The sequence below is a fragment of the Ignisphaera sp. genome, from assembly GCA_038735125.1.
Lineage (GTDB): Archaea > Thermoproteota > Thermoprotei_A > Sulfolobales > Ignisphaeraceae > Ignisphaera.
Window position 1 is genome coordinate 1 of the sequence record JAVYNU010000005.1, and the last position, 13,516, is coordinate 13,516.

Below are 13,516 nucleotides of genomic sequence, written 5' to 3' on the forward strand. Positions count from 1 at the left end.
CAATCAACTCTTTCTCGGTATTACAGTCTATTCTTAGTCATCGGAACAAAAACATTCAATTCTTTTCATCCAACCATCGGAACAGCTACATAAAGTCAACTCATTTTCATCGGAACACACATCGCATAGACCATTGACGAACCTATGGACTTTCTGATTAGAGTCAAAAAGCTTTTTAAGCGGGGGCGGGAAAAGGCTTTTATAGAAAGTATATAGGTTTGAATGCAAGAAACTCCCATAAGGGAGTAGAAAGGTTGTATCCCAAGATCCTCTACAAGCTTCTTTGGCAATCTGAGAAACTCCCATAAGGGAGTAGAAAGACCTCTGTAACAGTCTGTGAAACAGGTGCATCATTAACTGAAACTCCCATAAGGGAGTAGAAAGGTCGCATATCATCAGCGTCTGTCTTGTGTTGTTTGTGTTGTACACGAAACTCCCATAAGGGAGTAGAAAGTCTAATCAAAGTTTCTTTGCTCATCTTTTTCAAAAGCTCTAGGTCCTCGAAACTCCCATAAGGGAGTAGAAAGCCATGGATAAAGAACGGGCATTTAATTATCCTAGCTGCTTTTATTTGAAACTCCCATAAGGGAGTAGAAAGCACTAAAAAATAAAAACTAATTAGTATAGCTACCCGTTTTATATAAATGAAACTCCCATAAGGGAGTAGAAAGTAATTCTGTCTATGATTGGGGTCTTAGGAGATGCTAGACTCGCTGAAACTCCCATAAGGGAGTAGAAAGTATTCCTAGGTCTGTTCATAGCGTATCTGAAGATCTTTGAAACTCCCATAAGGGAGTAGAAAGTATTCATTAATATATGGTGTACTGACTGATTCACATAGTGAACTTGAAACTCCCATAAGGGAGTAGAAAGGAGGATGCATGGGTGAATGAACTGCTTTCGGTGAATGAATCCGCGAAACTCCCATAAGGGAGTAGAAAGGCATACTGCTAAATCCCACAGCAAATCATTAAAGCTTCCACTAACAGAAACTCCCATAAGGGAGTAGAAAGTGTATAGCATCCAACTGGGGCTCTTGGCTAGACTATCTACCAGATTTCCGAAACTCCCATAAGGGAGTAGAAAGCCTCCCCCTCCTCCTCTGTTATTTTAGCTATATCACTTAGGATTGAAACTCCCATAAGGGAGTAGAAAGTGAATGAAATTTACTATCTCCTCGCTGATCCCCAAAGACATCATCTGAAACTCCCATAAGGGAGTAGAAAGAGTTGCTGACCCACTTGCTAGACACTAACATTTTCGGAACCCGAAACTCCCATAAGGGAGTAGAAAGATCCTAACAAGCTCATCGATTGCCATAAGATATGACTCAGGCATCTGAAACTCCCATAAGGGAGTAGAAAGAGGCTACTAGGTTTCAGCAAATACCCGCCATATTCTCCTTGTGATGCATGAAACTCCCATAAGGGAGTAGAAAGCTTTGCTCCACTCCGTAACATCTATTCTAATGAAGTCTGGCTCCTGAAACTCCCATAAGGGAGTAGAAAGAAAGATGTTAAGAGATTGCTATACATAATCGCGATAAGTGACTGCCCGAAACTCCCATAAGGGAGTAGAAAGATAACAGCTGTGAAAATTGCTAAGGGGCTTTATGAGACAGGAAACTCCCATAAGGGAGTAGAAAGATGTTTAATGTATTGTTTAGGTAGTAGATTACTGCAATCTCCAACGGGAAACTCCCATAAGGGAGTAGAAAGTTATTTTGAAAAATAAAAAGATGTTTTGTTTTAATCAACTCTTCTTGAAACTCCCATAAGGGAGTAGAAAGGTCCAATGCCTGCGAAGAAGCACCACACTTGCGCTAGCTGGTTGCAGAAACTCCCATAAGGGAGTAGAAAGAGTCAAACTGTTGTTGGGGAGGCTAAAGAAATGAAACTCTTTTTCCATTGAAACTCCCATAAGGGAGTAGAAAGCGCACAGTCGCTATAGCCTCCTGCAACTGCATATATGTTGCCTGCTTGAAACTCCCATAAGGGAGTAGAAAGGATTATCGCGGGGATAGCATTCATATCTGCGCTTCCATCGGACAGACCGGAAACTCCCATAAGGGAGTAGAAAGTGAGGTATATTGTTACTGTTACTGCAGATGCGCCAACTGCATGAAACTCCCATAAGGGAGTAGAAAGATGTCCCCTCTCTCAGCAGCGCTCTTCACATTGTTGTAGAACCCGAGAAACTCCCATAAGGGAGTAGAAAGAACAAGGTATGTAACACACCTGTAACCAAAACACCTACAAAAACCATGAAACTCTCAGTTAGACTTATTAGTTCCGGGGCGGAACTAGGTTCCGGGGCAGAACCGTGGCGCTATTTGATGTGAGGCCTAAGTCTCGGAGGGAGGAGCTGTTTGATAGGGAGAGAGAGCTTGGGGAGCTTGGCTCAGCTGTTTCTCGTGGGCACCCGTTAATTCTGCTTCTTGGTGTTAGGCGTATTGGCAAGACGAGTATTCTCAGAACTTTTCTCAGTACCGTTAATGGTATATACGTTGATATGAGGGGTGTTGTCAGGAGGCAGGATCTGGAGGCTAGGGTTGCAGACTATGTGAGTGAGCATTTGGATAGGTTTAGGAGGTTTTTGAGTGGTGTGAGGGGTGTTTCTATAGCTGGTCTCTCTATCGAGATTAGGTGGAGGGGTAGGGACTCAATCAGTTTTCTGGGTCTTCTCGAAGAGTTGAACAAGAGGGGAGAGAGGTTCGCTATAGTCTTGGATGAGGTGCAGCATGCGAGACCTCCCCTATCCGCCGAGCTCAGAAACGCCATAGCCTATGCCTATGACAACCTAGAGAACATCACATTCATTATAGCAGGCTCTGAAATAGGTATGGTACGCGATTTCCTCAGGCTCGATGACCCCTCATCCCCTCTATACGGCAGGCATGTACATGAGATAGCTGTTGAGAGGTTTAGCAGGGATCTGTCGAGAGAGTTTCTGTATAGAGGATTTAGAGAAGAGGGTGTAGAACCCCCTAAAGAAGCTATAGAAGAGGCGATCAACTTCTTCGACGGCATCGTCGGGTGGCTCGTCCTCTTCGGCAGAAGCTATGTAGATGGCGCCAGAGACTTCAGCTACATCAAGAGACTGGCGATTGAAACAGCTCTACAAGAACTCAACAAACTCACCAACAGAGAAAAAGCAGTTCTAAAAGCCGTGACACACGGCTGCAGAAACTGGAGCTGCATAAGAGACTTCATAGCCGAACAACACGGAATCCTCCTACCAAAATCAACACTATCAAGAACCATAGACAAACTCGAAAAACTCAGCATAATAAAAGACTACACATTCCTAGACCCAGTATACAAAGAAGCCTCCAAAAACCTACACACAACCCCAACCTAAGCAACAAAACCCACAACACCCCACCCCATCTAGGAGATCAAGAAACTTTCTACTCCATTATGGGAGTTTCTTGTATGCTATATTCACGTAGATGTGGTTTTTGTCTAGTTGTCGAGAAGGTTTTGGAGGGTGTTTGGCGATGCTCTAGAGTCGATGGGGATCTCTGTTGATGTGTAGATGAAACTGTTGGGGGTCTAGGGTGGGATAAGAACACAAGTATCGTATGTAAACCGTTTCGAGGTTATCTCTACAATGGCTTTGGTGTGTAGATAGCATCGGTATCATATACCCAGTAAGAGCTTGGCTATTGTGAAATTAGGTTAGAACTGTGGTTATATCGCCTATGCTTGTTACTACTGGGGCGGATGCGGTTGCGGGGTCTATCCTGAGTTTGGCTAGTATGATTGGCAGTAGTGCACCAACTATGTCTGCTACATAGCATGACACGGCCAAGGCTGTGGAAACTACTGTGGCTATTTTTAGTGCGTAGACCATGTCTCTGAGGGATAGAAACGGTATTGCAAAGCCTATGGCGAAGGCGAGTGGTGCTAGCATTAGAAGCATAAGTGTTGTGGTGATAAACTCTTTGGCTATAACCTTCAGCACATCTCTTCTAGACACCCTCACCTCTCCTGTAACAAGACTCCTCAAAATCAAAGCAGATGCCTGAGAGCCTATGTTACCAGCTTGTCGTAAAAACCCAGCCGCAGTTTCTGTACATAAATATCTATTGCCTCACCAACAGTCATACTATCTTCGAACACCGGTATCTGGGTAGTCATTATACCCCCAACACTTTCAAGTGGAAACCTCATTATCTTTCCAACTTCTGATGAAAGCTCTGGCGGAAGTAGCTTGAGTATCTCAAGCCTCGTTTTAGACGGTAGTTTGTAAAGAACATCGGCAATCTCATCTACAGGAAGCTTTGTCAACAACTTAACAATATCACCAACACCCTTAACCGATGCTATTTCATAAACAATCTCATCTGGGAGCCTGGTCAATACCTCAACAAGATTCTCAATATTTGAAACAGCAAAAATCTTTCTCCGAGCGCTGCTATCAAGCCTTATAACCACATCTATGGCATTTGGAGGATCTAGAGAATTGAATATCGATACAGCCTTCTCAACATCGTTACTCTCGACATACCACTAATAATATCCACAACATCAGTCACATTACTCGACTCACTCATTACAGCACCCAACTCGATGCATTCGAATTGGAATAGATATAGATTATTTATAAACTTTAGCTGAAGCTGATATAGATAACGACACACTCAAATAGTGGCCAAGAACACTAGGCTCAAGTCTGGTATAGATTTATAATTGTTGCTGTCACCCTTCTCTACAACCCCGTCTTCGTTGCATAAGTCGAGAAACCAGTCATTCACTATCCAAGAACTTGAGCTTCCTGTTTCCAGAAACTAGCCCCAAAGAATTGCTATAACTGTATATATGGTATGACTTGACAGTTCTTCGCATGTATTATCAACATCGGCACAAATATTTTGTCGACCCATTTGATTCGGCTCCTCAGCAAATCTGTAAGCATGCAATAGCAGTGACCATAATCTTAACAAGGATCTCTTCCTTACTTCCATTCCCAAAACCTCTACGGCAAGCTCTAGTCAAGAAATGTTTGCGAGAGGAGCACTCTTACAGAGGCCTATTTACTAGCTAACCGAAAGTATTTCACACTACGATGAACTCTCTAACAAGTCTTGTGAAACAATAAAAACTACAGGTTTGGCATGGGTGTGTGGTGTTTGTTTGCGGTTGTTCTAGGTTTTTCGAGTAGGCCTATCTTTTGTAGCCAGTTCTGCACTCTTTGCTGTAGGTCTCTTCCCCCATCTTCGTAGACTACGAGCTCTGGGAGTATTTTTGAGTTGGGGCACAGCCTCTTGATCTCTTCGATTGATCTTCCCTTGCCGCCTCCTCCGTGGGTTATGAATGGCACTATTGTCTTTCCTGAGAGGTTGTGGTTTGTGAGGAATGATGCTACTGGTGGTGCTATTGTCCCCCACCAGTTTGGCGAACCTATGAAGACTGTGTCGTACTGCTCGATGTTTTCAATCTTTGTTTTTAGTGGTGGGAGGTAGTCAGACTCTATCTCTCTCTTGGCCTGTCTAAGCGTTTCTGAGTAGGAGGTTGGATATGGCTTTTCCGGCACAAGCTCGGCAATATCTCCCCCTACATATTCGTGGATGACCTGGGCAACTCTCCTGGTGTTTCCAGACCAGCTGTAGTAGACTATGAGGATCTTGGCCATGGTTCATCCCCAGCATACTGTGTGTTTGACTATTACTAGTACGGTATTTTAATGCTGCAGAGGCGTTTTACTTGTTCTGGGTCTCTATGTGAAAAGAATAGGCTTTTCCCTGTGTCTAATGCTGCAATATCGTCTTCAGCATCTCAGCATATAAAGGGTGATGTTGTGCAAGTGCTTAAGAGTGTTGTGATATAGAAGATAAAAATGGTGGGGGTGCCAAGCCCATGATAAGAGTTAATGTTGTTAGCCACCCCTATGCCCAGGCCATCTTAACAGTGCTTAGGGATAGGAGGACTTCGCAGATAGAGTTTAGAAAGGGTTTGGTGAGGGTTGGCAGGGTTTTGGGCCTTGAGATGGTGAAGGAGTTTGAGGTGGAGGAGTGCGAGGTTGAGACACCGCTTGGTGCTAAGGCCAAGGGTATAAGGATTAAGGACCTCGACCGAGTGGTTATTGTTACTGTGCTTAGGGCTGCATGGCCTCTGACAGAAGGGCTTGTCAAAATATTCTACAACGCTAGGCAAGGCGTTGTGGCGGCTAGGAGGCTTGAGGAGAGGGGGATGCACAACCATGACTTCGAGGTTGAGGTGGCCTACGTGAAAATCCCGGCAATATCGCCCAACGACATAGTCATTGTAAGCGATGTGATGGTCGCGACAGGCTCGACCATGAGCAGGGTTCTGCGGGAGGTTATACGATATGGAAAAGCCAAGAAATACTTCATAGCATCCGTTATAATAACCCCAATAGCCTTTGAAAAACTTAAAAAGACTGCTGAGAAGCTGGGCATCAACCTAACAATATACACCCTATCGATAGACCCACAGATAAACGAATCCGGGTACATAGTGCCTGGGCTGGGAGACGCTGGCGACAGGGCATTCGGCTCATAATCAGCGGTCGGGGCTCAACCCCCTACCCAAAAACTTTGAAAGCAGTCCAAACAGCTGTGGAGACACAGTGTTCCACACTGTTTGAAGAGGTCTTTAATGTGATGCACATTACGAGACCACAAATGCCATTGGACAAGGTTGTGGAGCTTGCAACCAGCGAGAACCTCACAATCTATGACGCTGCCCATCTATATGCGGCGCGAGCGCATGGAATAAAGCTTGTTACAGAGGATAGCGATTTGCAGAGGTTTCCCGAGGCTTTCAACACAGATCAGCTACTGAAGGAGTTGACTTGAGGGGGTACTTCCACTGGAACCTAATAGACAACCTAGAGTGGGCAAAGGGCTACAGCATGAGATTCGGTCTATTCTACGTCGATATGGAGACCAAGAAGAGGTGCCCCAGGCCAAGCACCTACATATTCAAGGAGATTGCACAGCCAAAGGAAATTCCAGACGAATTTCTACACCTCGTATACCGGCGAAGACATGGCCATAGGGAAATATGTGGAAGACAGCTTAGCTTTCCTTCTCCTTCTCCTCCTCTATTACATTTCCATAGACAGCTGCTATCCCCAGCTCCTCAGCTCTCTTCAAAGCATCTTCAAGTATGTCTACAGCGACAATTATCTTCCTATCTGGTCTCCTGCCAAGAACCTTCTCAAATATCTCGCATCTCGTCTCAAACCACTCGACATCATCTACATCAGCAAATGATTTAACCTCTATGAAGAAGACCTTGTCGTCGTGTACATATATATCCATTTCAAGTTTAGCCCCCTTCCTATAGTACATGCCGTTAACATCCTTTATAGTGATCTTCTCAACCCTCTCACCCTCAACACCAAACGACTTAAGAACATCTTTATAGAGACTAAGAATAGTATTCTCCAAGTCGATACCAAGTCTATGCCCAAGAGAGCCAACAGAAACCTCTAAACGCTTCAAAGACCTTGAGTGCTCCTCCAACCTCTTCACAATCTCATTAAATTTCCTGTCATGCTCTTCAAGCCTAGCAAAGACTTCAGTAAATCTCTTGTTTATCTCCTCCCACCTCCTCTCCTCCAACTCAACAAATCTATTGAAGTCCTCTCTCAACCTCTTCAACTCACTCTCTATAGCCTCAAACCTCTTGTAAGCCTCCTCCCACCTCCTGTTATTCTCCTCCCAACGCCTATTATTTTCCTCCCATCTCTTATTATTCTCTTCCCATCTTCTGTTGTTTTCCTCCCATTTCTTCTCCTGTTCTTTGACAAACATTAAGAAGTCTTCTCTAAGCCTCTTCAACTCCTCCTCATGCCTATCAAACCTCTTCAAAACCTCTCCATAGCCAATAAGGCCGGCAACAGCTAAGCGAAACTCCTCGTCCTCCTTCAAAAGCTTGAGAAACTCGCTCTTAAGACCACTATTGCTAGTATTGAGTGCTACACACATTTGATGCAGCCCAACAAACTTCTCAGCTTATAAAATGAGTTGGCTTCTTAGAAAAATAAGCATTTTGCTCACCAGAGCTGTTGTCACGCTTATTCACTATGTATTGATAGGATAGTAATTGATGTTTTGGTTTTTCAGGTGGTGTCTAGTAGTGGTTTGGTGCTTTATGGAAGGTTTATAGTGGATACGACATTGCATTCGAGCCAGTGGTCTGGGAACTCCTCTCTCAGTATAGACCTTAGCCACTCTCCGCTACAGTGTATGGGTGCTATCTTCTCCACGCCTAGATTTAGCAGCTGTTCAACTGTCTTTCTGCATTCATCGCTGGTTGTCCCCTCCATGTGGAATCCTCCCAAAACCAGATAGGGCTTTAATTTGAGGTCTCTAACAGCTTTTGCAACTATGTTTACAATACCTGGGTGACTGCATCCAGTAATTATAGCAAGACTATCTCTGACATTTATCGCTAGAGCCTGTTCCATGGGAGGGCCACAGAGCCTGCCCACCACAGCAACACCAGGGCTATCCAAGCCGTTTTATCCACCTCAACAATATTCAGACCCCGAATCCCCACCTTCTTAGAGGCCCCCTTCGGAACATAGACAGTTATCCCAGGCCTCACCTCAGCCATGTAGCTCAAACCATTTGTGTGATCTCCATGCTCATGCGACACAACAGCAAATTCTATGCCCCTAGCGTCTACCCCCAAACTCCTCAAATTCCTCTCCAGAACACCTGGATCCGGACCCGCATCAAACAAGAACCTGGAAGAAGGGGTCTCAACAAATATGCTCAAACCCCATGCAACCTCTAGCCCAGAGCCCCCACAGCTATCCACAACAACCACAATCCTACAGCTATCAGCTGAACCCAATACCCCAACATCCAAGAACATAATTATTTATAGCGATGAATTTATGACTTTTTAATAGCATTGGTTCCTCCACCATCAAACTAGCGAATTCTATGTCCGTTGCCCCTGTCTCGTCTTTAGATATGTCTCAACAATTTTCAGTGTCTTAATTTGTGCGTCTCTAGCCCCCTGGACCTCCACATGGTTTACCCCACCCACCGCTAGAACCGCTCTTACACGATTCAAGTGGTTTTTTATGACCTTGTATATCTCGTCTAGGTCTTCGGTTATCAGCCCACCCCTCTCTGGGTCTACAAGTGTTATCCTCGCTCTATCCACTGGCTTCTCTATCTCCCACCTGTTCACAATTGTGTAGACTGCTATGGGGATTGCAAAAGCTTTTCTCAGTTTTATTAGCTGGCTGAACTCGTCTACTTCGTGTGCATAGTCTGTTACCATAACTAGTGCCGAGTTTTTCCTAACAATCGTTTTTAAGATGTTGACAACCCTGTCTATGCCTATAGAGCCCCCCACGCCCTTTTCCCTACACACAGTACTCTCGATAACCTTGATTGCCTCTCTGCCCCTCAAACCCCTATACACGTTTACATTGTGTGAGAAGATTATGAGGGTTATCCTGTCTGTGAATCTGTGGGACAGCTCCAGTAGGAGGGAGAGTGTGTAGAGAGATGTCGCCACCTTCTCCTCGTCCAGCATAGACTCTGTGAAGTCTGTTGCAAATACCACCTCCTTCATCTGCTCTACATGGAAAACCTTTGTATATAGCTTGTAGTCTCCTGTGACCACATCTAAGGATCTTGCTGACAGTCTCCAGTCTATATACCTTATATCGTCTCCCTCTTGATACTCTCTAAAATCTGCGTATTCAAGCCCTATTCCAAGATACCTCGACTTGCTGAGGCCCAGCTCCATTGATGTTGCATAGGATTGCCCAAGCTTTGAATATGCCTTCGCCGTTTTGCATAGTTCTCTACTTGACAATGACTATGTCACCAACTTTGACTATGTCGCTGTAGGCTATGTCCTCGTATTCTGCTGCCTCCTGCTCCTCCTCTACGAAGCTCTCCATAACCTTAGCTATCTTCTCCCAATCCCTAAACCCCTTCAGAATATTCTCAACCTCTCTAGCAACAGACAGATCCAGCTTGCTAAACCTGTAGGGGTCTCTAAACTCCACAAGCCTCTCATAAACATCTCTATACCCAAGCCTCTTTATGTTGGAGGTAAAGGCTATCCAGTTAACAACTCTCCTCCTACTTCTAACCCTGTAAACCCTAAAACCAACCGTCTTGGGCGCAACAACAACCTCTTTGCATATGCCCAGCAAACCCCTTGAAACACTGACAACAAGCTTATTCAAAATCTGCTCAATTCTATAAACAGACTTTTGATGCTGGACTGGCAGCCCCCGGAAAGAGGCTTCCCTAGGGGTTGAAAGAAGAACTATCTTGACAACTGAGTCGAAGTCGTCTACAGAGACTCTCTTCACATCTATGAGCTGGACCTCATCTAGTGAGACAAAGCCCTTAAGCCAAACAACATCTTTTTCCGCAACCCTATACGGCATGTCCAGGCCCTCCCTCCTAGCTATAGACACCAACACCTCGAGAGGCTCGTTTCCAGAGGCCAGACCCCTACTCGATAAAATGTGCGCAAGCTTCTCCACATCAACGGCAAGCTCGCTCACCCTAAAGGCAGTATATACAGAGAGCCTCACATCGCTATCCACAATCTGGAGCTCCTTGACATAGCCGTAGATAAGGGCCTCTGAATCAACAACCATGGCATCTCTTATCTCGTCGAAGCTGTAGAACCTCCCCATGTGCCGCGACCACATAAACTTATTTCTAGACACCAAAACCTAGGTTAGACACCGGAGATAAAAGCTTTGGGCTGGGATGGCAAGGATCAGGGTGTTTATGTGTCCGCATCTAAAATAGATGTAGATGCTATTAAGACAACAGTGGGGGAGATTCTGAGGCAGCTAGACAGAGCCGTTATAGGCTATGAGGTCGAGAAGAGGATTGTCATAGCATCTCTTCTTGCAAACGGACATGTTCTGCTCGAGGGTGTGCCCGGAATAGCCAAGACAACCCTAGTCAAAGCCCTTTCCAGAGCTCTTGGGCTTTCAGAGAAAAAGGTTGTTGAAATCGGTGGTGTTCCATACAAAGGCTTCTCGAGGATACAGTTCACACCAGATTTGATGCCATCAGATATAACAGGGTCTCTAGTATTCAACATAGCTCTAAAAGATTTTGAGATTAGGTTCGGCCCCATCTTCGCATACATTCTCTTAGCCGACGAGATCAACAGGGCTGTGCCCCGAACCCAATCGGCTCTTCTCCAAGCCATGCAGGAGAGGGAGGTGACTATAGGTGGCAGAACCTACCCACTTGAGATAAGGGGGCAGGGCAAATTCTTCTTTGTGCTCGCAACGCAGAACCCTGTTGAGCAGGAGGGTACCTACCCACTTCCAGAGGCGCAGCTAGACAGATTCATGGTCAGGCTTTTCATGGGCTATCCGAAGAGCTTAGAGGAGGAGAGGAAGATATGCGAGCTCCACATGAACAGACTTACAGAGCCTGTTGAAGACGTTGAAAAGGTTGTGGAGCCTTCGTGGGTCGTCGAAGCACAGGAGTACATAGCTGCAAACATTAAGGTGGATAGCAACGTTACAAACTATATAGTGAGGCTCGTCAGATCCACAAGGCCAGAGACATTCGACTCCATAAAAAAGTATTTCGAGTTTGGGGCAAGCCCAAGAGCCTCTATAGCCCTTGTTAGACTCTCCAAGGCAGTGGCGGCTATGAGGGGCTCTGAGTCTGTAGCTATAGAGGATGTCGACCAGGTCGTTTTTCATGTTCTCAACCACAGGGTTATACCAAATCTGGAGACCGTTATGGAGGTTGGCGGAGGTTTTAGAGCGAGGATATCGGTTATAAGCGAAGGCATTGAGCTGGCGAAGAAGGTGGCTAGGGGTGGCAAACCATGATAGAGTTTAGAGAGGTTAGCAAGAGGTTTGGAAAGGTAGAGGCCCTGAAAAACGCCTCTTTCGAAATACCTGGAAACACGGTAACAGCTTTTCTAGGGCCCAACGGATCGGGGAAGACAACGTCGATGAAGCTGATAATGGGCTTTCTAAAACCTTCGAAAGGTGTTGTGCTTGTTTGGGGAGAGGAGCCATGGAGAAGCGAGGGTATTAGAAGCAGGATTGGTTATCTTCCAGAGAGACCTGTTTACCCAATGGATTTAACTGTCGAGGATTTTCTAAGCCACTTGGCCAGGTTGAGGAGATTGAGTAGAGCAGATGTTGAGAGGGTATCCAGGCTTGTAGGGCTGGAGAAGCTCATGGATAGGAAGATAAGGAGCCTGTCGAGAGGCTACCTTCAGAGAGTTGGAATAGCCCAGAGCCTCTTGGGAGAGCCAGAGTTGCTCATACTAGATGAGCCAACAGCCAATTTGGATCCTGCCGCCAGAAGAGAGATAATAGACGTTCTCAAGGTTCTGCACAAAGACCTCAAAGTCTCGATGATAATATCCTCTCACATAATACCAGAGCTACAAGAGCTATCAAACTACGCTGTATTCATAGACAAGGGAACGGTTCTAGACTATGGACATCTCAACGACCTCTGGATGAAATACTCTGTAGAAACAGTCTTCACAATAGAGGCTACAGACGTTGTCACAGTTGCTAAGCAGCTCATCGATAAACCTTTTATACGCTCCATTAAGCGTATTAGCGACAACACCCTCGAAGTCTCTATTGACCCCAACCACTTTAAAGTATTTGAAAACCTCCTCACAGAGATAAACCATAAGATAAGGCGCTACGAATTCAAAACAGCTAATCTAGGAGATCTCTATGAAAAGATTGTCAAGTCCAAGCATTAGAAGGATATATGAGCAAGCAGCATACATGGCCAACAGAAGAATGAGATCCTATTCCATAGCTATAATAATAACCAATGTCATCACCGTATTATTCATATTTATGGGTGGATGGCAAACCCCGGCTACATCATGGATACTGCTTCCTTTAGTCCTGTCAACCATTGTCTATAAGATTATTGCATCAGTTCAAATATCTGGCATTGCAAGAGAGATCAAATCAGGAGAGATGCAGCTCTACCTAGTCCACACATTAACCAGGGCAGAGTATTTGTTGAGTGCCCTGCTATTCGCTGGCTTAACACCTGCTCTTCTCCTGATGGCAACATATAGCGTATCGATTACCATAATCTCTCCGAATTCGCTTCATATAATGGGTAAGTATGCTCTCTACATCTTTATAGACATTCTAATCTTCTCAGTACTTATGTTATTAGTGGCTAGCTATGGTTACGAAGGCGCTACAATCATTTTGGGTGTCTTTCTAGGGCTTTTTATATGGATCGCTACAAGCATTCTCTTTTACACATATTCAAGTAATGTCCTTGCACATAGACCCCCATTGCTATATCTAGTATATTTGTCGCTCTTTATCTGCGTGCTATTATCCCCCTTCACATACTATGTACTCTATACTACCTCTTATACACCGCCCTATATATCTGTAACACTGCCTATTTCACTACCTAGCCCACAAACTATCATGCTATATGCCTTGCTATTGGCTATAGCTTTGCTAGGGCTAGCTCTAAGAAAAATTAAGGTTAGAGACATATAGAGTTCTGCAGGTG

Annotated in this window: 15 protein-coding genes, 1 pseudogene and 1 CRISPR repeat array; of the genes and pseudogenes, 8 read left to right on the forward strand and 8 right to left on the reverse strand. The window is 45.0% G+C overall.

The features are described 5' to 3' along the window. Nucleotides 1-228 precede the first annotated feature (228 nt). Nucleotides 229-2,218: a CRISPR direct-repeat array (repeat unit 25 nt; unit sequence GAAACTCCCATAAGGGAGTAGAAAG). A 104-nt stretch (nucleotides 2,219-2,322) separates the two neighbouring features. Continuing rightward, nucleotides 2,323-3,360 carry an ATP-binding protein gene (locus QW284_06225; protein MEM0339265.1) on the forward strand — a complete coding sequence of 346 codons (1,038 nt, stop codon included), beginning with the start codon at nucleotides 2,323-2,325 and terminating at the stop codon, nucleotides 3,358-3,360. A gap of 315 nt (nucleotides 3,361-3,675) precedes the next feature. Here QW284_06225 and QW284_06230 read toward each other — a convergent pair whose 3' ends face one another. The 3 genes from QW284_06230 to QW284_06240 form a co-directional block, all read right to left on the reverse strand. Then, entirely contained in the window at nucleotides 3,676-4,017 is a 342-nt protein-coding gene (locus tag QW284_06230) for a magnesium transporter (GenBank protein MEM0339266.1), read from the reverse strand. Nucleotides 4,018-4,034: 17 nt separating this feature from the next. Next, nucleotides 4,035-4,439: a hypothetical protein gene (locus QW284_06235; GenBank protein MEM0339267.1), complete on the reverse strand. Its 405-nt coding sequence runs from the start codon at nucleotides 4,437-4,439 to the stop codon at nucleotides 4,035-4,037. Nucleotides 4,440-5,106: 667 nt separating this feature from the next. Further along, the gene (locus QW284_06240) at nucleotides 5,107-5,637 is read right to left on the reverse strand and encodes a flavodoxin (protein ID MEM0339268.1); all 531 of its coding nucleotides are present in this window, start codon (nucleotides 5,635-5,637) and stop codon (nucleotides 5,107-5,109) included. 51 nt (nucleotides 5,638-5,688) lie between these two features. Here QW284_06240 and QW284_06245 point away from each other — a divergent pair, with 51 nt between their 5' ends. The 4 genes and pseudogenes from QW284_06245 (at nucleotide 5,689) to QW284_06260 (ending at nucleotide 6,912) form a co-directional block, all read left to right on the forward strand. Continuing rightward, nucleotides 5,689-5,832 carry a hypothetical protein gene (locus QW284_06245; protein MEM0339269.1) on the forward strand — a complete coding sequence of 48 codons (144 nt, stop codon included), beginning with the start codon at nucleotides 5,689-5,691 and terminating at the stop codon, nucleotides 5,830-5,832. Between the two features lie 29 nt (nucleotides 5,833-5,861). Further along, the gene (upp, locus tag QW284_06250) at nucleotides 5,862-6,527 is read left to right on the forward strand and encodes a uracil phosphoribosyltransferase (protein MEM0339270.1); all 666 of its coding nucleotides are present in this window, start codon (nucleotides 5,862-5,864) and stop codon (nucleotides 6,525-6,527) included. 101 nt (nucleotides 6,528-6,628) lie between these two features. Next, on the forward strand, nucleotides 6,629-6,823 hold the full coding sequence (locus tag QW284_06255) for a PIN domain-containing protein (GenBank protein ID MEM0339271.1): 195 nt from the start codon (nucleotides 6,629-6,631) through the stop codon (nucleotides 6,821-6,823). Next, nucleotides 6,820-6,912 (forward strand): annotated as a pseudogene (locus QW284_06260) (family 1 glycosylhydrolase). Before QW284_06255 ends, QW284_06260 begins: the two are co-directional and overlap by 4 nt. A 133-nt stretch (nucleotides 6,913-7,045) precedes the next feature. On the opposite strand, the gene QW284_06265 reads toward QW284_06260, so the two are convergent. From QW284_06265 to QW284_06285, 5 genes are all read right to left on the reverse strand, one after another. Next, nucleotides 7,046-7,960, reverse strand: coding sequence for a DUF3782 domain-containing protein (locus QW284_06265; GenBank protein ID MEM0339272.1), 915 nt, complete (start codon nucleotides 7,958-7,960; stop codon nucleotides 7,046-7,048). Between the two features lie 164 nt (nucleotides 7,961-8,124). Then, a complete protein-coding gene (locus QW284_06270; GenBank protein ID MEM0339273.1) occupies nucleotides 8,125-8,442 on the reverse strand; it encodes a hypothetical protein in 318 nt (105 codons plus the stop codon). Then, nucleotides 8,427-8,834: an MBL fold metallo-hydrolase gene (locus QW284_06275; GenBank protein ID MEM0339274.1), complete on the reverse strand. Its 408-nt coding sequence runs from the start codon at nucleotides 8,832-8,834 to the stop codon at nucleotides 8,427-8,429. The genes QW284_06270 and QW284_06275 overlap by 16 nt, the downstream gene beginning before the upstream one ends. A gap of 90 nt (nucleotides 8,835-8,924) precedes the next feature. Next, nucleotides 8,925-9,815, reverse strand: a complete 891-nt coding sequence (locus QW284_06280) for a DUF58 domain-containing protein (GenBank protein ID MEM0339275.1) — start codon at nucleotides 9,813-9,815, stop codon at nucleotides 8,925-8,927. Then, complete coding sequence (locus QW284_06285) at nucleotides 9,805-10,656, reverse strand: hypothetical protein (protein MEM0339276.1); 852 nt, start codon at nucleotides 10,654-10,656, stop codon at nucleotides 9,805-9,807. The genes QW284_06280 and QW284_06285 overlap by 11 nt, the downstream gene beginning before the upstream one ends. A 99-nt stretch (nucleotides 10,657-10,755) precedes the next feature. On the opposite strand from QW284_06285, the gene QW284_06290 reads away from it, so the two are divergent. The 3 genes from QW284_06290 to QW284_06300 are packed head-to-tail and all read left to right on the forward strand — an operon-like array spanning nucleotide 10,756 to nucleotide 13,503. Then, nucleotides 10,756-11,826, forward strand: a complete 1,071-nt coding sequence (locus QW284_06290) for an AAA family ATPase (GenBank protein MEM0339277.1) — start codon at nucleotides 10,756-10,758, stop codon at nucleotides 11,824-11,826. Next, nucleotides 11,823-12,728: an ABC transporter ATP-binding protein gene (locus tag QW284_06295; protein MEM0339278.1), complete on the forward strand. Its 906-nt coding sequence runs from the start codon at nucleotides 11,823-11,825 to the stop codon at nucleotides 12,726-12,728. The genes QW284_06290 and QW284_06295 overlap by 4 nt, the downstream gene beginning before the upstream one ends. Then, nucleotides 12,700-13,503 carry a hypothetical protein gene (locus tag QW284_06300; GenBank protein MEM0339279.1) on the forward strand — a complete coding sequence of 268 codons (804 nt, stop codon included), beginning with the start codon at nucleotides 12,700-12,702 and terminating at the stop codon, nucleotides 13,501-13,503. Before QW284_06295 ends, QW284_06300 begins: the two co-directional genes overlap by 29 nt. Nucleotides 13,504-13,516 lie beyond the last annotated feature (13 nt).